Consider the following 19,788-nt stretch of genomic DNA (forward strand, 5'->3'; position numbering starts at 1 on the left):
GCGCGCCCGGCACATCGGCGTCGTCGGCGGCGCCGAGCAACTCGGCCTCCACGTCGCGCAGTTCGACGCGCGCCTGCGGCCGGGTCTCGTCGAGGGAGGTCTGCCGGGTCCGTACGAGCCCGGCGGCCCCCTCACGCACGAGGTAGAGGAGCGTACGAGAGCGGGCGAAGCCCCCCGTGTGCGCGGCCACGACGAGCAGCCCCGCGCTGTGCCCGTCGAGGACCTGCTCGGCCTGGCCGTAAAGCCGCCAGACACCGTCCGACAGCTTGGCCTGCACCCCGCCCGCGCGACCGCCGCCCGACCAGTCGCCGAGGTTGTCGCCGACGAGGCCGAGCGCGGTGGCGAGCCCGGTGCCGGGCACGGCGAGCGCGGCGGTGAGATGTCCCGCCGCGATGCGGGGCAGCAGCTCCGTGCGCTGCTCGTCGGTGCCAAGGCGCTGGAGGAGCGGGGCGACAAGCGCCGCGGTGGCGAAGAGGGGCGAGGGGGCGAGGGCGCGGCCAAGCTCCTCGCTGCTGAGGGCGAGTTCCGCCGAGCCGCACCCCACTCCGCCGTACGCCTCGGGGATCGCGATGCCGGGCAGGCCGAGCTGTTCGGCGAGGGCGGACCAGAGGGCGGCGTCGTGTCCGGCGGGGGTGCGGACCGCGGCCTTCACCTCGTCCGGACCGCAGCGTTTGGTGACGAGCTCACGAAGGGTGCGGCGGATTTCTTCCTGCTCCGCGGTGAAGGCGGCGTCCATCGGCGGGCTCCTCCCCCGGGTCGCGGCCGGGTCCTCGGCGTCGTGCACGAGGGCGGGCCGACCCAGATCTGACGGGCCGTCATGCTAAGACGGCGCCCGCCAGATGCACAGGCCCGCGACGACATGGAACACCTCCCTGGGTGAGCCATATCTGATGTACCGTCAGATTCATGCCAACTCCCCTTCCCCTCAGCCCCCGTGAGGCGTCGGCCGGTGCGGGCGCGGCGGCGACCCGCCCGCGCAAGGTGGCCGCCGTCGGCATATCCCTCTCCGACTGCGGCCGCGTCGACGAGGCCACCCCCTACGCCCTGCACGCCCAGGCGGCCCGCCGCGCCCTCGCCGACTCGGGCCTCGGCCGTGAGGTCATCGACGGAATCGCGTCTGCGGGCCTGGGCACGCTCGCCCCGGTCGAGGTCGCCGAGTACCTCGGCCTGAAGCCACGCTGGGTCGACTCCACCTCCGTCGGCGGCTCCACCTGGGAGGTCATGGCGGCCCACGCGGCGGACGCCATCGCGGCGGGGCGGGCCAACGCCGTACTTCTCGTGTACGGCTCGACGGCGAGGGCCGACATCAAGGCGGGACGACGCACGTCGAACCTGTCGTTCGGCGCGCGCGGGCCCCTCCAGTTCGAGGTCCCGTACGGCCACTCCCTGATCTCCAAGTACGCGATGGCCGCGCGCCGCCACATGCACGAGTACGGCACGACGCTCGAACAGCTGGCCTCCGTGGCGGTCCAGGCACGGGCGAACGCCGCGACCAACCCCGACGCGATGTACCGCGACCCGATCACGGTCGACGAGGTGCTCGGCGGCCCGATGATCGCGGACCCGTTCACCAAGCTGCACTGCTGCATACGGTCCGACGGCGGATGCGCGGTGCTCCTCGCGGCGGAGGAGTACGTGGCCGACTGCGCGTCGACACCGGTCTGGGTGCTCGGCACGGGCGAGCACGTCTCGCACACGACGATGTCGGAGTGGGAGGACTTCACGGTCTCCCCGGCGGCGGTGAGCGGCCGCCTGGCGTTCGAGCGGGCGGGGATCCGCCCCGAGGACGTGGACGTGGCGGAGATCTACGACGCTTTCACTTACATGACCCTGGTGACCTTGGAGGACCTGGGTTTCTGCGCGAAGGGCGAGGGCGGCGCGTTCGTGGAGAAGGGCCGCCTGCTGCGGGACGGCGAACTGCCGACGAACACGGACGGCGGCGGCCTCTCGGCCCAACACCCGGGAATGCGAGGCCTTTTCCTGCTGGTGGAGGCGGTACGACAGCTGCGCGGCGAGGCAGGCGATGCCCGCCAGGTGCGCAAGGCGGGCGGCAGACTCCCGGAGGTGGCGGTGGCGTCGGGAACGGGAGGGTGGTTCTGCTCGTCGGGGACGGTGGTCCTCGGCCGGGGGTGAGGGAACCTTCCGGGACGGCGACTCTCCGTCGTCCGCGGCGGCAACTCACGTAGATTCGCCGGATGGACGACTCCGACACCGACACCGACTCCAGGCCTGACGACACCGCGCACGGCCGCGCCCTCCTCCGCTCCCTCCGCGTCTGGGACACGGAACTGCCCGCCTTCGACCCGGCGACGGCCCCCGCCGACCCGCTCCCCCTGTTCTGGCAGTGGTTCGTGGACGTGGCCGAGGCGGGCCAGGTGGAGCCGCACACGATGAGCCTGGCCACGGCGGACGAGTCCGGCCGCCCCGACGTACGGACGCTGATGCTGCACGACGCGGACGCCGCAGGATGGCACTTCGGCTCGCACTCGGGCAGCGCGAAGGGCCGCCAGCTCGCGGCACGCCCCGAGGCCGCGCTCGGCTTCTACTGGCCCGTGCAGGGCCGCCAGGTCCGGGTGCGGGGCCGGGTCACGACGGCGAGCGCCACCGAGAGCCGCGCCGACCTCGCACGCCGTTCGCCCGGGGCACTGGCGTCGGCACTGGTCGGCAGGCAGAGCGAAGTGCTGCCGTCGTACGGGGACCTGGTGGCCGCGAGCCAGGCCGCCTGGGAGCACGCGCAGGCGGATCCGGACGCCCCGGCGCCGAGCTGGACCCTGTACGTACTCGAACCGGCGGAGGTCGAGTTCTTCCAGGGCGACGCGCGACGCCGGCATGTGCGGCTGCGGTACCGGAGGGAGACGGACGGGAGCTGGGCCAAGGAATTGCTGTGGCCGTGAGGGTCACCGCGTAAGAGTCAGCGGGAAAATCTGTACTGCGTGAAGTCCCGCACCGGACGGAACCCGATCCGCTGATAAAGCTCGTTGCTCGTGAGGTTGTCGACGTCGGTGAAGAGCAGCACCTCGTCCGCGCTCGTCGCAAGCGCGGCGCGGCTCACCGCGACGGTGACCGCGCCCGCGTAGCCCCGCCCGCGCAGGCCGGTGGGGGTGTAGACGGGGGCGATGCGGACCTGGCCCGCGACCTGGCGGGTGTTGCCCGCCATGGCGACCGGGGTGCCGTCGGGGGCCTCCCAGAGGGTGGCGCCTCCGTAGGCGATACGGGCATCGGCCCACTCGCCGGCGTCCATCGCGCCCTTCTCTCCGATGGCCTCGTGGAACTCCCCGTGCCAGCGCGCGAGCAGCGCCCGGTCAGCGACGGTGGCGACGCGCGCGCCGCCGGCCGGTGAGTGCTCGGGTGGGGTGAGGGTGCCCAGGCGGTACAGCCGCTGGGGGAAGCTGACGGTCGCGGTGGCGTTCGTCCGCCGCTGCCAGGCGGTCGCGAACGTGGCTGCGGTGGCGCTCTCGGCGCCGACACCGGGCGGCTCGAGGCCTGCGTCGGCGAGCACACCGGCGAGCTCGTCGGCGGCGCCGTCGTCGGTGAGCGGGCTCAGTGCGAGGAAGTGCGGCGGGGTCCACACGAAGGCACCGCTCACGGCGCCGTCACCGTGCGCGCCGTCACCGTGCGCGCCATCGCCGTCGGTGCGGATTCCGAAGAGGGGGTCTTCCTCCCCGTACACATGGAGCCCACGCGTACGCAGCATGTCGGTGACGCTGAGCAGCGCGGTGTGCAGGGCGGGCGCCGAGTGCAGGAAGGCCGCCGCGCGGGAGTGGAACTCGTCGAGGTCGGAGGTCAACTGCCAGCCGGGAGACGGGGAGGAAGCCATGGGCCATGATCCCCCGCGACCCGCCCTCGGCAGAAACGGATTATGACGCCCGCCGGAAGACCGGCACGGTCACACCCGCCCCCTCCTGGTCCCCCGCCTCGCGGAACGCCACCTCAAGCGCCATCCCGATCCGCAGCTCGCCCTCCTCGCAGTCGACGATCTCCGTCATCATGCGCGGGCCTTCGGCGAGGTCGACGACCGCCGCTGTGTACGGGACGCGGGAGCCGAACGGCGGCAGGTCGTTCCGGTGCACCACGGACCAGGTGTAGAGCGTGGCGTGGCCGCTCGCCCGCTCCCAGCCGCCCTCCTCGCTCCAGCAGTGCGGGCAGAACTCGCGCGGGTAGTGGTGCGCCTTGCCGCAGCCCCCGCAGCGCCGGATCAGGAGGTGTCCCTCGGCCGCCGCGTCCCAGTAGGGGCGGGTGAAGGCGTCGGGCCCGGGGAGGTCGAAGCGCGGGCTCCCGGTGCTCGAAGTGCTCACAGGAACAGTCCCATCGCGTTGTCCAGGGACCAGGCCTGCCAGGACATGGCGAACAGCGCGACGAGCGAGATCAGCGCCATCATCGCGTTCTGCCCCTGCTCGGCCCAGTCGTGGATCATGAGGACGAGGTAGAGGAGATTGAGCAGCAGGCCGCCGATCAGCGCGATCGGGGTCAGGAAGCCGACGATCAGGCCGAGCCCCAGGGCGAGTTCGGCGTAGACGACGACGTACGCCATGGTCTTGGGGCGGGGCGCGACCACCGTGGTGAAGCCGCTGCGGACCGCGTTCCACTTGTGCTTTCCGGCCACGTCCGCCGCCCAGGCGATCCCCGTGCCCCGCTCGAACCAGCCCTTCTTGTCCTTGTGCCGCCAGCTCTCCAGCCACCACAGGCCGAGGCCTATGCGGAGCACGGCGAGCCATTCGGCGCCGGTGAGCCAGATCGTGTCCATGCGGCGGTCTCTCCCACTCCGGGTCTCCGGGGCTGCGGCTACAGCTTTCTGACGGTACGTCAGTTCAGCGCATGCCCGACTCGCGCGCAAGAGGCGCCCGTGATCAATTCGCAACCGGTTTGGGGCTTGACCGTCCCCCATCAAGTGACCACGTGATTACTCTCAGGTTCATGGCCGACACCACTCCCCCACAAACGCCACAGCAAGACCGCCCCGTGTACGTCGTCGGCGGCGGACCCGGCGGGCTCTCCGCCGCGGCCGCGCTGCGTGCCCGCGGCGTACGCGCGGTCGTGCTCGAGAAGTCCGACGGGGTCGGCGCCTCCTGGCGCACGCACTACGACCGCCTGCGGCTGCACACGACGCGCCGCCTCTCCGCACTGCCCGGCCTCGCGATACCGCGCTCCTTCGGACGGTGGGTGTCACGTGACAACGTGCTCCGCTACCTGGAGAAGTACGCCGAATTCCACCAGCTGGAGATCGTCACCGGCGTCGAGGTCTCCCGCCTCGAGCGCGCGGCCGACGGCACCGGCTGGCTGCTGCACGCCACCGGCGGCCGGGAGTTGACCGGCAGCGCGGTCGTGATCGCCACCGGCTACAACCACACGCCCCACCTGCCTGACTGGCCCGGCCGCGACACGTACGCGGGCGAGCTCCTGCACGCGAGCGACTACCGCGACCCGCGCCCCTACGAGGGCAAGGACGTCCTGGTCGTGGGCGTCGGCAACACCGGCGCCGAGATCGCCGTCGACCTCGTCGATGGCGGCGCCGCCCGCGTCCGCCTCGCGGTGCGCACCCCGCCGCACATCGTCCGCCGCTCCACGGCGGGCTGGCCCGCGCAGCGCACGGGCATCCTCTGCCGCAGGCTGCCCGTCCCGCTCGTGGACCGTCTCGCGGGCCCGCTCGCCAAGGTGAGCGTCCCCGACCTGTCCGCACAGGGGCTGCCCCGCCCCGGCACGGGCCTGTACTCCCGGGTCAACGAGGGCGCGATCCCGGTGCAGGACGTGGGCCTGATCGACGCGGTGCGCAAGGGGCGGGTCGAACCGGTCGCGGCCGTCCAGTCCTTCGAGGACGGCAAGGTCGTCCTGGCCGACGGCACGCTGATCGGCCCCGACGTGGTCATCGCGGCCACGGGCTACCGCCGCGCCCTGGAACCGCTCATCGGCGACCTCGGCGTACTCGACGAGAAGGGCACCCCGCTCGTCCGCGGCGCCCGCACCTCGAAGTCGGCCCCCGACCTCTATTTCACCGGGTTCACGAACCCCATCAGCGGAATGCTGCGCGAGATGGCACGGGACGCGGAGAAGATCGCGAAGGCGGTGGCGGGCCGCTGAGCCCGGGGGAGCGCCCCAAAGGGGCGCGGGGAACTGCGCGACCAGCCAGAACGGCCCCGCACCCACCCCACAACCCTTCACAAAACCCCCAGTGGCCGATACTGCCCCCTCCCGGCACCCCCGCCCCCGGAGGGGGAGTAGCCCCCCAGGGCACCTGGGTACGGCTAAAGGGCCGCCCCAACTCTTCGTGCAGCACTGTTCCTGACACAGCGTCAGTTCAGTAATCTGACTGAGCGTCAGTTGAGTTGCTGTCACACAGGAGCGGGGCGGACCGATGCTTGGATCGACTTACGGCACCTTCACCACCGACCCCCGCCGCGCGCGTGTCGTGGCCTGCGGCGAAGCCCCGGCACCCGCCGTCCACGGACAGGCCGCCACGGCGGACGACCTGGACGTCAGCGGACGCCCCCTGTACGCCGACGTACCGGACCTGGACCGGTTCTTCCGCCCCGAGTCCGTCGCCGTCATCGGCGCTTCGGACGCCGATGGGCGGCCGAACACCGGCATCACGCGCCAGCTCATGGACTGGGCCGAGCGGTGCGGCGCCCGGCTGCACCCCGTGCACCCCACCCGGCAGTCCGTCTTCGGCACACCCTGCTTCCCCTCCGTCGCGGACCTGCCGGAACAGGTCGATCTGGCCGTACTCCTCGTCAGTGACCCCCTTCCCGTGATCGAGGAACTGGCCGAGTCCAAGGTGAAGTTCGCCGTCGCCTTCGCCTCCGGATTCGCCGAGACCGGCGAGGAGGGCGCGGCGGCCCAGGCCCGTCTGGCCGCCGCCGTGGAGCGCTCGGGGCTACGGCTGCTCGGGCCCAACACCAACCTCAACGCCTTCGAGAAGTTCCGCGACGACCTCGAAGGACCGGCGATCGCCCTGATCACCCAGTCCGGCCACCAGGGCCGCCCCGTCTTCACGATGCAGGAGATCGGCGTACGCCTCTCGCACTGGGCGCCCACCGGCAACGAAGCAGACCTGGAGACCTCCGACTTCATCTCCTACTTCGCCGAACGCCCCGAGGTCGGAGCCATCGCCTGTTACGTCGAGGGGCTCAAGGACGGCCGCTCCTTCCTGCTCGCCGCCGACCGCGCCGCCCAGCGCGGTGTGCCCGTCGTCGCGGTCAAGGTCGGCCGCACCGAGACCGGCGCCCGCATGGCCGCCTCACATACCGGCAAGCTCACCGGCGCCGACACGGTCGTCGACGCGGCGATGCGGCAGTACGGCGTGATCCGCGTGGACGGGCTCGACGAACTCCAGGACACCTCCGCCCTGTTGGCGCGCGCGAGGCCGCCGCGGGCCGAGGGCGTCGTCGTCTATTCGATCTCGGGCGGCACGGGCGCGCACTTCTCGGACCTGGCGACCGAGGCGGGGCTGCGGCTCCCCGCCCTCTCGGACACCAAGCAGGCGGAACTGCACCAGTGGATACCGGACTACCTGAACGTCGCCAATCCCGTCGACAACGGCGGCCATCCGGTGGGCGACTGGCGCGGCCGGAAGATCATCGACGCGATCCTGGACGATCCGGAGGTGGGGGTGCTGATCTGCCCCATCACCGGTCCCTTCCCCCCGATGAGCGACAAGCTGGCGCAGGACCTGGTGGACGCGGCGGAGCAGACGGACAAGCTGGTGTGCGTGGTGTGGGGCTCGCCCGTCGGCACCGAGGATGCCTACCGCACGACACTGCTCGGCTCGTCGCGCGTGGCCACCTTCCGCACCTTCGCCAACTGCATCACGGCGGTGCGCGCCTATCTGGACCACCACCGGTTCACGACCCGCTACCGCTCCCCCTTCGCCGATGCGCCCCGCACGGCCTCGCCGTCCTTCCGCAAGGCCCAGGCCCTGATGCGGTCCGGCCAGCAGCTGAGCGAGCACGCGGCGAAGCAGTTGCTGCGCGCGTACGGGATTCGCGTACCGCGCGAGCAGTTGGTGACCAGTGCGGCGGCTGCCGTGCGGGCGGCCGGGCTCGTCGGCTATCCCGTGGTGATGAAGGCGTCCGGGGCGCGGCTTGCCCACAAGAGTGAACTGGGCCTGGTGAAGGTCGGGTTGACCTCGGCCAGTCAGGTGCGTGACGCCTATCGGGAGCTGACCGACATCGCCCGGTACGAAGGGATCGCGCTGGACGGCGTACTGGTCTGCCAGATGGTGGAGCGGGGCGTCGAGATGGTGGTCGGGGTCACCCAGGACGAGCTGTTCGGGCCGACGGTGACTGTCGGGCTCGGCGGTGTGCTTGTCGAGGTCCTGCGGGACGTGGCCGTGCGGGTGCCGCCCTTCGGGGAGGATCAGGCGCTGGCGATGCTCTCCGAGCTGCGGGGGCGTGCGTTGCTTGACGGGGTTCGGGGGGCGCCTCCCGCTGACGTCGACGCGCTCGTCGAGGTCGTGCTGCGGGTGCAGAGGATGGCTCTTGAGCTTGGTGATGAGCTGGCGGAGCTGGATATCAACCCCCTGATGGTGTTGCCCCGGGGGCAGGGGGCGGTTGCGCTGGATGCCTTGGCCGTCTGCCGGTGAGTTGGTTTTCAAGACGCCGCTTCGCGGCGAATCTCTCCCGCCCACCCACCCGAGTACCCCGCAGCGAAATGGAGTGCGCAGCCGCATGACACCCTCCCCCGAAGCCGGAACTGATCCCCTCGACTCATTGGTACTCCACGCCACTGACAACGCCGTCTCGTGGATCACCCTCAATCGGCCCGAAGCCATGAACGCCGTCACCTGGGACCAGCGCGAACGCGTCATATCGCTGCTCGCCGAAGCCTCAGCCGACCCCGGCATCCGCGCCGTCGTGATCACCGCGTCCGGCAAGGGTTTCTGCGCGGGCGCCGACCTGCGCGGAGCCCCCGCCACCGCCGAGCGCGTTCCCGGCGACGTGGCCCGCACGATCAAGCTCGGCGCCCAGCGCCTGATCGCCGCCGTCCTGGACTGCGAGAAGCCGGTGATCGCCGCGGTGAACGGGACCGCTGCCGGGATCGGCGCGCATCTCGCGCTCGCCTGCGATCTCGTCATCGCCGCCGAACAGGCCAAGTTCATCGAGGTGTTCGTGCGCAGGGGCCTGGTGCCGGACGGTGGCGGGGCCTATCTGCTGCCGCGCCTCATCGGGCCGCAGCGGGCCAAGGAGCTGATGTTCTTCGGGGACTCCGTGCCGGCCGCGGACGCCGAACGGCTCGGGCTCGTCAATCGCGTCGTACCCGCCGACGAACTGGAGAAGACGGCCCGCGCCTGGGCGGAACGCCTTGCCGCCGGGCCGACCCGCGCCATCGCCATGACCAAGCAACTGGTCAACGCGTCCCTCGAATCGGACCGCGCGGCGGCCTTCGCCGCGGAGGCCGCGGCGCAGGAGATCAACATGACGACGGCGGACGCGAACGAGGGCGTGGCCAGCTTCGTGGAGCGCCGTTCACCTTCGTACGAGGGCCGCTGACGGCCGACCTGTTGACGGTCGGCCTGTTGCCTCCGCACCCTTCCAATCTGACGCCCCGTCAGCTTCAATGGTTGATGTGATGGGACATGCAGGGATGGCGGCCACGGCCGTCCGATACCTCAGGTCGGTCGGCGCTCCGACCACCACCGGCCCGGTCGAAGCCCTTCCGCGCCCGCAGCTGCGGGCGGTCGGTGAGGACGAGCGGGCGCCGCTTGACGCGGGCGAGTTCCGCCGGGTCCTTGGGAACTTCGCGACCGGCGTGACCGTGGTGACGGCACCGGCGTCCGAAGGCGAGGAAGCCCCGGCCGGGTTCGCCTGCCAGTCCTTCTCCTCGCTCTCCCTCGACCCGCCCCTGGTCTCCTTCATGGTCGCGCGTACGTCGACGACGTGGCCGCGCATCGCGCGCGCGGGCGTCTTCTGCGTCAACGTCCTGGGCGCCGACCAGGGCGCGCTGTGCCGCGGCTTCGCGGTGAGCGGCGCCGACAAGTTCGCCGGTGTCGTGTACGACGCCGCGCCCGTCACCGGCTCACCCCGCCTGGCCGGCGTACCGGCCTGGATCGACTGCACGATCCAGGCGGTGCACACCGGGGGCGACCACCTGATCGTGGTCGGCCGCGTGGACGCCCTGGGCGCCACCGACGACGGCGAACCGCTCCTCTTCCACCGGGGCAAGTTCGGCAGGTTCGCTACCTGACGGTCTCCTCGTCACCGACCCTCCGGATGACCAGAGCCATCAGCGCCGCCGCCGCGCACAGCGCCCCCGAGGCGATCCACATCACGTCGTACGACCCGAAGGTGTCCCGCACGACACCGCCGATGACGGCCACCAGCGCGGCACCCACCTGGTGCGATGCGAGCACCCAGCCGAAGACGATGGCGCTGTCATCGCCGTACTGCTCGCGGCAGAGGGCCATGGTCGGCGGTACGGTCGCCACCCAGTCGAGGCCGTAGAAGACGATGAAGAAGATCATCGGTGGGTGCACGGCCGCGTCGAGCAGCAGCGGCAGGAAGAGCAGCGAGACGCCGCGCAGCGCGTAGTAGATGGCGAGCAGCCGTCTTGCGTCGTAGCGGTCCGTGAACCAGCCGGACGCGATCGTGCCCACGACGTCGAAGACGCCGATGACGGCGAGCAGCGAGGCGGCCACCCTGACCGGCATGTGTTCGTCGTGCGCGGCGGGCACGAAGTGCGTCTGGATGAGCCCGTTCGTCGAGGCGCCGCAGATGGCGAAGGTCCCGGCGAGCAGCCAGAACGGGCCGGTGCGGGCCGCCTTGAAGAGCACGGTGACCGCGCGCCGCGCGGCGCCCGTGGCGGGCGGCGGCTTCTCCACGAACTCCTCGGAGCCGTACGGCTTCAGGCCCACGTCCGCCGGGTGGTCGCGCAGCAGCAGCCACACGAACGGGACGACGACGAGCGCCGCCAGGGCGACGGTCACCGCGGCGGGCCGCCACTTGTACGTCTCCACCATCCAGGAGAGCACCGGCAGGAAGATCAGCTGCCCGGAGGCGGAGGCCGCCGTCAGGATGCCGGTGACGAGTCCGCGCCGGGTGGTGAACCAGCGGTTGGTGACGGTGGCGGCGAAGGCGAGCGCCATGGACCCCGAGCCGAGCCCGACGAGCAGCCCCCAGCACAGCAGCAGCTGCCAGGCGGACTCCATCCACACGGTGAGCCCGGACCCCAACGCGATCACGACGAGAGCGACGGCCACCACCCTCCGGATGCCGAAGCGGTCCATCAGCGCGGCGGCGAACGGCGCGGTGAGCCCGTAGAGCGCGAGATTGATGGAGACGGCGAGGCCGATCGTGCCGCGCGACCAGTCGAACTCCTCGTGCAGCGGATCGATGAGCAGGCCCGGCAGGGACCGGAACGCCGCGGCACCGATGATCGTCACGAAGGTCACGGCGGCGACGAACCACGCCCGGTGGATGCGGCGACGCCGCCTCGGCGCCTCCAGGGGCGGCTCGACCGCCTGATTCACGTCTGTCTGGGTCACGACAACCAGCATCGGGATCTCCCCATGCCCAAACGAGTGGCCCAAAAGACAACATTAGCTAGGATCGGGCCATGGCCTCAGCGACCGGCTCCACCCCGAGGACGACGCCGACCACCCGTCACCGCGTGGTGGTCCTGGCCCTTGACGGCGTCATCCCCTTCGAACTCGGCATCCCGCAGCGGATCTTCGGCCGCGCGAGAACCGCCGACGGCGAGCTTCTGTACGAGGTCGTGACCGCCTCCGTCCGCCCTCCGGGCCCGGTGCGCACAGACGCCGACTTCGCGATCCTCGTGGAGAACGGCCCGGAGTGCCTGGCCACTGCGGACACCGTCGTCGTCCCGGCGTCGTACGAACTGGGCCCGGTCTACGAGGAGGGCCGCCTGACCGAAGAGCTGTCCTCGGCCCTCGCCCACATCAGACCGGGCGCGCGCCTGATCTCCATCTGCACGGGCGGCTACGTCCTCGCGGCGGCGGGCTACCTCGACGGCCGCACCGCGACGACGCACTGGTCGTCGGCCGCGCACTTCCAGCACCTCTTCCCGCGGATCACGGTGGACGCGGAGGTGCTGTTCATCGACGACGGAGACGTCCTCACATCGGCGGGTGTGGCGGCGGGCATCGACCTCTGCCTCCATGTCGTACGCAGCGACCACGGATCGGCGGTCGCCAACGATGTCGCGCGCCGTACGGTGGTGCCTCCGCACCGGGACGGCGGCCAGGCCCAGTACATCGAACGCCCCGTCCCGGAGCCCCAGTTCGCGACCACGACATCGGCGCGGTCCTGGGCCCTTGCCCGCCTCCACGAGCCGATCCAACTCCGCGACATGGCGGATCAGGAGTCCATGTCCGTACGCACCTTCACGCGCCGTTTCCGCGAGGAGGTGGGGATCAGCCCCGGCCAGTGGCTCGCGCAGCAGCGGGTCGAGCGGGCCCGCCACCTCCTGGAGTCCAGCGACCTCTCCGTCGACCAGGTCGCCCGAGCCGCAGGCTTCGGCACACCCCAATCCATGCGGGCGCACTTGCAGGCAGCTCTGGGCGTAACCCCCACCACCTACCGCCGAACCTTCACCCGCCACCCATAACCGAGGCACCCCCGGCTGCCGCCCAACCTCTCCCACCCACCCACCCGTTCACCCCGCATCCACCCTGAACGAACAAACTCTCCCGCCCACCCACCCGATTACCCCGCGGCGACAAGGGTGGGTGGGGGGTTTCCGGTGGGTGAGTGGGTGATCTACACGGGGGGGTGGGTGGGGAGTTGCACGGGGGGGGTGGGGGACGTGCAGGCAAGGGTGGGTGCGGGACGTACAAGCAAGGGTGGGTGCGGGACGTACAAGCAAGGGTGGGTGCGGGACGTACAAGCAAGGGTGGGTGCGGGACGTACAAGCGGGGCGACTCGTACAAGCCGGGGTGGGTCAGTGGTCGTCAGCGGGGATGCGACGCACCCGCGGTCGGCAGCGCACGCGAGGGGACGTGGCGGTATGTCCGCCCGGAGCACGGTTCCTGGCGCTGCGGGGCCGAAGTAGCCCCGCGGTCACCGGACGATAGCGAGGACGGACATACCGGCGCGGCACCGTACCCACCGACGGACACGCGCCGCCCCCGACAATGCACGCAAGGGGACGTGGCGGTATGTCCGCCCGGAGCACGGTTCGCGGCGCTCCGGGGCCGAAGTAGCCCTGCGGCCACCGGACGATAGCGAGGACGGACATACCGGCGCGGCCCCGCCCCCACAGACAGACACGCCCCCGCACCCCGCATCAGAACGTCAACACCCCCCGCGCCACCCGCCCCGCCTCCGCATCCCCCACCGCCTTCGCGAAGTCCTCCACCGGGTACGTCTCCGTCACCAGTTCGTCGAGGAGGAGCCGTCCCTCCCGGTACAGCTCCGCGTACAGCGCGAAGTCCCTCTGCGGGCGCGCCGACCCGTACCGGCAGCCCAGGATCGACTTGTCCAGGAACAGTGACGACACCAGGAACGACGCCTCGGCCGTGGCCGGCGGCACCCCAAGGAGCACCGCCTGACCGTGCCGGTCCAGCAGATCGATAGCCTGGCGGATCAGTTCGACCCGACCCACGCACTCGAATACGTGATCCGCCCCAGTCGGCAACAGCTCCCGCACACCCTCCGCCTCCGCCGACAAATAGAAGTGCGTGGCCCCGAACTGCCGCGCCACCCCCTCCTTCTCGGGGTTCGCGTCCACCGCCACGATCCGCGTCGCCCCGGCGATCCTCGCCCCCTGCAGCACATTCAGCCCGATGCCCCCGGTCCCGATCACCACCACACTGTCCCCGCGGTCCACCTTCGCGCGGTTCAACGCGGCACCGACCCCCGTCACCACCCCGCACCCGATCAACGCGGCCGACGTCAGCGGAATGTCCTCCGGGATCTTCACGGCCTGCACGGCCTTCACCACCGTGCGTTCCGCGAACGCGGAGTTCGCCGCGAACTGATAGATCGGCTTCCCGCCCCGCGAGAACGGCTGCTCCGGCATCCCGATGGCCCGCCGGCACATCGTCGGCCGCCCCCGGTTGCACTCCCCGCAGACCCCGCAGCTCGCAATGGTCGAAAGCGCCACGTGATCACCGGCCGCCACATGCGTCACCCCCGCACCGACCGCCTCCACCACCCCCGCCCCTTCGTGCCCGAGCACCACCGGCGAGGGGAAGGGAATGGTCCCGTCGATCACCGACAGATCGCTGTGGCACAGGCCCGCGGCCTTGACGGCGACCAGCACCTCCCCCGGCCCCGGATCCCGTATCTCCAGGTCGTCGACGACCTCGACCCGGCTCCCCTCGGCCCTGCTCCTGTCGAAAACGACACCCCTCATCGCGCCTTCGCCTCCCTCGGCAGGCCGAGCACACGCTCGGCGATGATGTTCCGCTGAATCTCGTCCGAGCCGCCGTAGATGGTGTCGGCCCGCGTGAAGAGGAAAAGCCGCTGCAGAGCATCGAGTTCGTACGGAGCACCTTCGCTCCAGTCCACCGGACCAACAGCCCCCGCAGCCCCCCGCACCCCCATGGCCAGCTCCCCCAGCCGCTGATGCCAACCACCCCACAGCAGCTTGGCCACACTCGACGCCCCCGCGCCCCCACCCGAGCCACCCGAGCCACCCGAGCCACCCGAGCCACCCAACGTACGCAGCGCGTTCCACCGCATGACCTTCAGCTCAGCCCACTGCCGCACAAGCCGGTCCCGCAACACGGGATCGGCCACCGCCCCAGAGGAGACCGCCTCCCGGACAACACCCCCCAGCTCCTCCGCGAACCCGATCTGCTGCACGAGCGTGGAGACCCCCCGCTCGAACCCGAGCAGCCCCATGGCGACCCGCCACCCGTTCCCGGCACCACCCACCACATGCGCGGCGCGCGCGACCGCCCCGTCGAAGAAGACTTCGTTGAACTCGCTCGTCCCCGTCAACTGCCGTATGGGCCGCACTTCGATACGCCCGGGCTGATCCATCGGCACCAGCAGGAACGAGATCCCCCGGTGCCCACGAGACCCCGCCTCCGTCCGCGCGAGCACAAAGCACCAGTCCGCCTCGTGCGCGAGCGACGTCCAGATCTTCTGCCCGGTGACGCGGTATACGTCACCGTCCCGCACCGCCGCCGTCCGCAGCCCCGCCAGGTCCGACCCGGCTCCGGGCTCGCTGTACCCCTGACACCACAGCGCCTCCCCGCGCGCGATGGGCGGCAGGAACTCGTCTTGCTGCTCCCGCGTGCCGTGGGCGAGGAGCGTCGGGGCCAGCAGGTTCTCGCCGATGTGGCCGTACCGTCCGGGCGCCCGCACCCGCGCGTACTCCTCGGCCCACACCACCTGCTGGGTAAGCGTCGCCCGCCGATTCCCATAAGCACCCACACCCACCCCCACACCTGAGCCCGAGTCCCACCCAAGCCCGATCCACCCACCCCGCCCCAACTCCCGCTCCCAGGCCCGCCGTTCCGCCGAGCCCTCGTGCTCACTGCCGGGCCCGCCCCACCCCGCCGCCCCGGCGAACACCCCCGTCAGGTGCTCGCCGAGCCAGGCCCGCGCCTCCGCACGGAACTCCTCGTCCTCGACCCCGAATCCGAACTCCACCGCCCCGCCTACGCGTTCGGCCGGTTCGGCCGGTTCGGCCGGTCTTTGGCGGCAGCAGCCTTCGCCATCGCCTCCAGCTGGGCCAGCATCGGCATCGGGTCGACCCCCACCGTCCCCGGCAGGAAGTCGGCGATCTTCTCCGGGGTCCAGCCGCCCTCGACGTACCCGGCCCGCAGCTCCCGCGGCTGGGCCCACACCGCGATCTTCGGCCCCGCGACCGTATAGACCTGCCCGGTGATCTTCTCCTCCCGGGCCCGGTCGCTCAGCAGATACGTGACGAGCGCCGCCACGTCCTCCGGCTCCCCGATCTCCTTCAGCTCCATGGGCACGTTGGCGGACATCCGGGTCCTGGCCACCGGCGCGACCGCGTTGGCGGTCACCCCGTACTTGTTCAGGCCGAGCGCCGCGCTCCGCACCAGCGAGATGATCCCGCCCTTGGCCGCGCTGTAGTTGGCCTGGGCGACCGACCCCTGGTGGTTGCCGCTGGTGAAGCCGATCAGCGTCCCCGTGCCCTGCTTGCGCATGACCGCCGAGGCGGCCCGGAAAACGGTGAACGTGCCCTTCAGGTGCGTGGCGACCACCGGGTCCCACTCCTGCTCGGACATGTTGAAGAGCATCCGCTCGCGCAGGATCCCGGCGACGCACACCACGCCGTCGATGCGCCCGTACTCGGCGAGCGCGATGTCCACGATCCGCTGACCGCCCGCCATGGTCGAGATGTCGTCGGCGACGGCGACGGCCTCGCCGCCCGCCGCCTGGATCTCCTTGACCACGCCGTCCGCTATCTCACTGGTCGGTTCGGCGCCCTCCATGGAGACGCCGTAGTCGTTCACGACGACCTTCGCCCCCTCGGCCGCCGCGGCGAGCGCGACCGCCTTGCCGATGCCGCGCCCGGCGCCGGTCACGGCCACCACCTTGCCTGCCAAGAAGTTCCCCACGTCCGGCCCCTTCCCGCGGTTTCTGACGGACCGTTAGATTCTATGACCCGTCAGATACCTGAAGACAAGCCCCGGGGAGGACCCATGTCAGACTCGGCATCCGCAAAAGCGACATCCACCGGCACCGCCGCCTCCGCCCTGCCGCCCGAGTTCTACGACATCGCCAAACGCGTGAACAACTGGGGCCGTTGGGGTTCCGACGACGAGATCGGCACGCTCAACCTCATCACCGACGAGGTCGTCCGCGAGGCCGCCGCCACCATTCGCTCCGGCAGGCGCATCCCGCTCGCGCTGCCCCTCAAGGAGGACGGCGTCCAGACGGGCCTGATACCCGGCCGGATCAACCCCTTCCACACGATGGCGCAGATCAACCAGGAGCTCTTCGGCCCCGGCACGGTCGCCACCAGCGACGACGCGGTCACGATGGGCCTGCAGGCGGCCACCCACTGGGACGCGCTCACCCACGCCTCACACTCGGGAAAGATCTACAACGGCCGCCCCGCGGACACCATCACCGCCCACACCGGCGCCCAGTTCAGCGGCATCGACAAGGTGCCGCACCTCGTCTCGCGTGGCGTCCTGCTCGACGTCGCCCGCGCCAAGGGCGTCGACCGGCTGCCCGGCGACCACGCGGTCACCCCCGAAGACCTCGCCGAGGCCGAGGAGTTCGCTGGGCTCACCGTCCGCGCCGGCGACATCGTCCTCGTACGCACCGGACAGATCCAGACCTACCTGGCGGGCGACAAGCACGCGTACGGCTATCCGTCCCCCGGCCTCTCGGTCCGCACCCCTGAGTGGTTCCACGCACGGGATGTCGCGGCGGTCGCCAACGACACCCTGACCTTCGAGATCTTCCCGCCCGAGATCGAGAACCTCTGGCTGCCCGTGCACGCGCTCGATCTGGTCGAAATGGGGATGTTGCAGGGTCAGAACTGGGATCTGGAAAAGTTGTCCACAGCCTGTGCAGAAGTTTCCCGCTACAGCTTCCTGCTCTCCGCGATGCCCGAGCCGTTCATCGGCGGCACGGGAACGCCGGTGGCCCCGGTCGCTGTGCTGTGAGCCCTCGGATGGCGGCGCCCCGGCTCCCGCCCCGAGCGCGTTGCCGCACGCGCCGCCATCCGGCTCCGGCGCGCAAGTCCTGCCCTCTGCGGCCACGAAGGGACCGGCGCCGAACGGCGACCCACATCTCGCCGAGGACCGGGCCCAAAGACCACCGTCCCTCGACGTCCCCTCGCGGCGAATCGCTGCACACAAGCGTGATCAATCGGACACGGTACGTCAACACCCGTCCGGTGATTAATGAATTATGCCGCTTTTGCGCCGACCGCGCACGGCCGCGCACCGTGGCACGTGACGGCGCATACGGGCGCCCGGTGCCGATGTGCGGTGGCTCAGACCGCCTCGTACGCGACGTCCTCGTACGTCGTCCCGTTGAACGCGACCGCCTCGACCCCCGGTTCGCACCGGTCCACCTCGCACCAGATGCTCTTGCCCGCGCCTTCGGTCTGCCAGCCCCAGCGGTCGGCGAGGCCGTCGACGAGTTCGAGGCCCCGGCCATTGGTCTCCTCGCCGTCCGCGTGCCGCGGCCTCGGCGGGCGCGCGCTGGAGTCGGCGACCTCGACCCGGACCGTCCCCGGACCCGATCCCGTGGTTCCCGTGGTTCCCGCGGGACCCGCGATCCCCGCGGCTTCCTCGGCGACATCGGGGGCGTCAGGGAGTCGCATGCGCAGTACGGCCGGACAGCCGGTGTGCACCACCGCGTTGGTGACCAGCTCCGAGATCAGCAGGATCAGTGTCTCGGCCAGTGGCTCATCGACCCCTATCCCGGAACCGGCGAGCCGCGAACGCGCCCACCTTCGGGCCCGACCCACCTCGGCGGGGTCGGGCCTGACCTCCAGCTGAACTTGAAGCACCTGCACCGCTCACACCATCCGAACCGGCGGACACATCGCCTCGCGACTCCACGGGGTCACGGAACGTGATCCCCTTGAGAGACAGCATGGTTGACGTTCAGTCACCCCAACAAGCGCTTCAGGCATATTCCAGCGCGAAGGAGTACGCGTGCGGCATACTGTGCGACGCGCGCTGCGGGGGGTCGAACAGGCGGGCATACAGCCCCTTCCTGCACTGCGAACGGCACGCATTGCCGGGTCCGGCGCCGCCTCAGGGGCAACACCGGCATGGCTCGGCCTCAGAACCACTCGCATCTCACACAAGGTACCGGAGCGGAAGCCCGACTCCGTGCCGTGACGAGTCACGCCTAGGACACAACCCGGTATCGACGCTCAGTAGCCTCCCCCCACTTCGGGGACTCCACAAGTCGATCACTCTCCGCACATCGGCCACAGGTCAATTCAGCGGCATCTCACCGCGGGCCTCACCGCGGGTCTCACAGCGCCGCCGCCAGCTCCTCCTCCGCGCGAGCCGCCGACTTCCCGAGGCCTGCCCGCACCCAGGCCCGCTTCAGATGCAGATGCACATCGGCTTCCCAGGTGAACCCCATGCCGCCGTGCACCTGCAGGCAGTCCCGCGCGTTGCGCACCGCCGCCTCGTCGGCGAGCAGCTTGGCGCCCGTCATCTCCGCTCCGTCACCGGTGACGGACGCGGCGTACACGGCGGCGCGGGCGACCTCGGCGCGGACGAGCATCTGCGCGCAGAGGTGCTTCACGGCCTGGAAGGCCCCGATGGCCTGCCCGAATTGCGTACGTTCCCTGGCGTACCGGACGGCCGTCTCGCAGGTCTTCCCTGCGCTGCCGAGCTGCTCGGCGGCGATCAGCAGGTCCGCCTCCGAGGCCGCCGCCCCGCCCTCGCCCGCGCCGCCGGTCACCCGGTGCAGCGGCGTCAGCGGGTCGACGGACCGGAGCGGAACAGCACCGGAGACGTCCCCCCGGACCACATCCGCCTCGTCCAGCCAGGGAACGAGCCCACCGGAGGCACCAGAGACGCCGGAGACGCCGGAGACAGCCGTCACCACGGTCGCCCCCTGCGCCGCGCCCGTGACGTCCCGAGCCGCGAGGAACGTGGCCACCAGCGGCCCGGGAAGCAGTACCCGCCCCGCCTCCTCGAAGGCCAACACGGCCTCCGGGATCCCCAGTCCGACCCCGCCCTCCTCCTCCGGCACCCGCAGCGAGAAGAACCCGGCGTCCCCGAGCTCCCGCCACAGGGCCCGGTCCAGCGAGGGAGCCGCGGAGTCCGCCGCGTCCCGCAGGGCGGCTCCATCGAACCGCCCCTCCAGGAGCTCCCGCACCCCGGCCTTCAACGCCCGCTGGTCCTCCGTGAGTTGGAAGTCCATCCGGCCC

18 protein-coding genes are annotated in these 19,788 nt (G+C 71.2%); 8 read left to right on the forward strand and 10 right to left on the reverse strand.

The genetic code is table 11. From position 1 onward, the window contains the following. Positions 1-736, reverse strand: a 736-nt coding sequence (locus tag ABD378_RS17740; protein ID WP_344521901.1) for an acyl-CoA dehydrogenase family protein, incomplete at its 3' end; no start/stop codon positions are given. A gap of 170 nt (positions 737-906) precedes the next feature. Here ABD378_RS17740 and ABD378_RS17745 point away from each other — a divergent pair. Beyond that, positions 907-2,133: a thiolase C-terminal domain-containing protein gene (locus ABD378_RS17745; protein WP_344521902.1), complete on the forward strand. Its 1,227-nt coding sequence runs from the start codon at positions 907-909 to the stop codon at positions 2,131-2,133. 62 nt (positions 2,134-2,195) lie between these two features. Next, on the forward strand, positions 2,196-2,894 hold the full coding sequence (locus ABD378_RS17750; RefSeq protein ID WP_344521903.1) for a pyridoxine/pyridoxamine 5'-phosphate oxidase: 699 nt from the start codon (positions 2,196-2,198) through the stop codon (positions 2,892-2,894). Between the two features lie 17 nt (positions 2,895-2,911). Here the strand turns inward: ABD378_RS17750 and ABD378_RS17755 are convergent, their stop codons facing one another. Genes ABD378_RS17755 through ABD378_RS17765 form a run of 3 tightly spaced genes read right to left on the reverse strand, consistent with a single transcriptional unit; the run spans position 2,912 to position 4,744 of the window. After that, entirely contained in the window at positions 2,912-3,817 is a 906-nt protein-coding gene (locus tag ABD378_RS17755) for a GNAT family N-acetyltransferase (protein WP_344521904.1), read from the reverse strand. Between the two features lie 40 nt (positions 3,818-3,857). Further along, positions 3,858-4,295, reverse strand: a complete 438-nt coding sequence (locus ABD378_RS17760; protein ID WP_344521905.1) for a Zn-ribbon domain-containing OB-fold protein — start codon at positions 4,293-4,295, stop codon at positions 3,858-3,860. Continuing rightward, positions 4,292-4,744 carry a DoxX family membrane protein gene (locus tag ABD378_RS17765; RefSeq protein WP_344521906.1) on the reverse strand — a complete coding sequence of 151 codons (453 nt, stop codon included), beginning with the start codon at positions 4,742-4,744 and terminating at the stop codon, positions 4,292-4,294. The genes ABD378_RS17760 and ABD378_RS17765 overlap by 4 nt, the downstream gene beginning before the upstream one ends. Positions 4,745-4,914: 170 nt before the next feature. Here ABD378_RS17765 and ABD378_RS17770 point away from each other — a divergent pair, with 170 nt between their 5' ends. From ABD378_RS17770 to ABD378_RS17785, 4 genes are all read left to right on the forward strand, one after another. Further along, positions 4,915-6,075, forward strand: coding sequence for a flavin-containing monooxygenase (locus ABD378_RS17770; RefSeq protein WP_344521907.1), 1,161 nt, complete (start codon positions 4,915-4,917; stop codon positions 6,073-6,075). Positions 6,076-6,349: 274 nt separating this feature from the next. After that, positions 6,350-8,575, forward strand: a complete 2,226-nt coding sequence (locus ABD378_RS17775) for an acetate--CoA ligase family protein (RefSeq protein ID WP_344521908.1) — start codon at positions 6,350-6,352, stop codon at positions 8,573-8,575. A gap of 85 nt (positions 8,576-8,660) precedes the next feature. Continuing rightward, the gene (locus tag ABD378_RS17780) at positions 8,661-9,482 is read left to right on the forward strand and encodes an enoyl-CoA hydratase/isomerase family protein (RefSeq protein WP_344521909.1); all 822 of its coding nucleotides are present in this window, start codon (positions 8,661-8,663) and stop codon (positions 9,480-9,482) included. A 79-nt stretch (positions 9,483-9,561) separates the two neighbouring features. Next, positions 9,562-10,176 (forward strand): flavin reductase family protein, encoded by a 615-nt coding sequence (locus ABD378_RS17785; RefSeq protein ID WP_344521910.1) that lies wholly within the window; start codon positions 9,562-9,564, stop codon positions 10,174-10,176. On the opposite strand, the gene ABD378_RS17790 is transcribed toward ABD378_RS17785, so the two are convergent. Further along, complete coding sequence (locus ABD378_RS17790) at positions 10,169-11,485, reverse strand: MFS transporter (protein WP_344521911.1); 1,317 nt, start codon at positions 11,483-11,485, stop codon at positions 10,169-10,171. The genes ABD378_RS17785 and ABD378_RS17790 overlap by 8 nt on opposite strands. Before the next feature lie 59 nt (positions 11,486-11,544). Here ABD378_RS17790 and ABD378_RS17795 point away from each other — a divergent pair, with 59 nt between their 5' ends. After that, positions 11,545-12,555, forward strand: coding sequence for a GlxA family transcriptional regulator (locus ABD378_RS17795; RefSeq protein ID WP_344521912.1), 1,011 nt, complete (start codon positions 11,545-11,547; stop codon positions 12,553-12,555). Between the two features lie 678 nt (positions 12,556-13,233). Here the strand turns inward: ABD378_RS17795 and ABD378_RS17800 are convergent. Genes ABD378_RS17800 through ABD378_RS17810 form a run of 3 tightly spaced genes read right to left on the reverse strand, consistent with a single transcriptional unit; the run spans position 13,234 to position 16,489 of the window. After that, positions 13,234-14,304 carry a Zn-dependent alcohol dehydrogenase gene (locus ABD378_RS17800; protein WP_344521913.1) on the reverse strand — a complete coding sequence of 357 codons (1,071 nt, stop codon included), beginning with the start codon at positions 14,302-14,304 and terminating at the stop codon, positions 13,234-13,236. Beyond that, on the reverse strand, positions 14,301-15,551 hold the full coding sequence (locus tag ABD378_RS17805; RefSeq protein ID WP_344521914.1) for an acyl-CoA dehydrogenase family protein: 1,251 nt from the start codon (positions 15,549-15,551) through the stop codon (positions 14,301-14,303). The genes ABD378_RS17800 and ABD378_RS17805 overlap by 4 nt, the downstream gene beginning before the upstream one ends. 8 nt (positions 15,552-15,559) lie before the next feature. Beyond that, positions 15,560-16,489 carry an SDR family oxidoreductase gene (locus ABD378_RS17810; RefSeq protein WP_344521915.1) on the reverse strand — a complete coding sequence of 310 codons (930 nt, stop codon included), beginning with the start codon at positions 16,487-16,489 and terminating at the stop codon, positions 15,560-15,562. An 84-nt stretch (positions 16,490-16,573) separates the two neighbouring features. Between ABD378_RS17810 and ABD378_RS17815 the strand changes: the two genes are divergently transcribed. Continuing rightward, entirely contained in the window at positions 16,574-17,548 is a 975-nt protein-coding gene (locus ABD378_RS17815; protein ID WP_344521916.1) for a cyclase family protein, read from the forward strand. Between the two features lie 332 nt (positions 17,549-17,880). Here the strand turns inward: ABD378_RS17815 and ABD378_RS17820 are convergent, their stop codons facing one another. Further along, positions 17,881-18,408 (reverse strand): ATP-binding protein, encoded by a 528-nt coding sequence (locus ABD378_RS17820; RefSeq protein ID WP_344521917.1) that lies wholly within the window; start codon positions 18,406-18,408, stop codon positions 17,881-17,883. A 470-nt stretch (positions 18,409-18,878) separates the two neighbouring features. Next, on the reverse strand, positions 18,879-19,781 hold the full coding sequence (locus ABD378_RS17825; protein ID WP_344521918.1) for an acyl-CoA dehydrogenase family protein: 903 nt from the start codon (positions 19,779-19,781) through the stop codon (positions 18,879-18,881). Positions 19,782-19,788 lie beyond the last annotated feature (7 nt).

The organism is Streptomyces rectiviolaceus, assembly GCF_039533825.1.
GTDB classification, from domain to species: Bacteria; Actinomycetota; Actinomycetes; order Streptomycetales; family Streptomycetaceae; genus Streptomyces; species Streptomyces rectiviolaceus.

Excerpts from the sequence above, each read along its gene's own strand:
- ABD378_RS17745 (WP_344521902.1), top strand. The coding sequence starts at position 907 with ATGCCAACTCCCCTTCCCCTCAGCCCCCGTGAGGCGTCGGCCGGTGCG.
- ABD378_RS17750 (WP_344521903.1), top strand. The coding sequence starts at position 2,196 with ATGGACGACTCCGACACCGACACCGACTCCAGGCCTGACGACACCGCG.
- ABD378_RS17755 (WP_344521904.1), bottom strand. The coding sequence starts at position 3,817 with ATGGCTTCCTCCCCGTCTCCCGGCTGGCAGTTGACCTCCGACCTCGAC.
- ABD378_RS17765 (WP_344521906.1), bottom strand. The coding sequence starts at position 4,744 with ATGGACACGATCTGGCTCACCGGCGCCGAATGGCTCGCCGTGCTCCGC.
- ABD378_RS17770 (WP_344521907.1), top strand. The coding sequence starts at position 4,915 with ATGGCCGACACCACTCCCCCACAAACGCCACAGCAAGACCGCCCCGTG.
- ABD378_RS17775 (WP_344521908.1), top strand. The coding sequence starts at position 6,350 with ATGCTTGGATCGACTTACGGCACCTTCACCACCGACCCCCGCCGCGCG.
- ABD378_RS17780 (WP_344521909.1), top strand. The coding sequence starts at position 8,661 with ATGACACCCTCCCCCGAAGCCGGAACTGATCCCCTCGACTCATTGGTA.
- ABD378_RS17785 (WP_344521910.1), top strand. The coding sequence starts at position 9,562 with ATGGGACATGCAGGGATGGCGGCCACGGCCGTCCGATACCTCAGGTCG.
- ABD378_RS17790 (WP_344521911.1), bottom strand. The coding sequence starts at position 11,485 with ATGCTGGTTGTCGTGACCCAGACAGACGTGAATCAGGCGGTCGAGCCG.
- ABD378_RS17795 (WP_344521912.1), top strand. The coding sequence starts at position 11,545 with ATGGCCTCAGCGACCGGCTCCACCCCGAGGACGACGCCGACCACCCGT.
- ABD378_RS17800 (WP_344521913.1), bottom strand. The coding sequence starts at position 14,304 with ATGAGGGGTGTCGTTTTCGACAGGAGCAGGGCCGAGGGGAGCCGGGTC.
- ABD378_RS17815 (WP_344521916.1), top strand. The coding sequence starts at position 16,574 with ATGTCAGACTCGGCATCCGCAAAAGCGACATCCACCGGCACCGCCGCC.
- ABD378_RS17825 (WP_344521918.1), bottom strand. The coding sequence starts at position 19,781 with ATGGACTTCCAACTCACGGAGGACCAGCGGGCGTTGAAGGCCGGGGTG.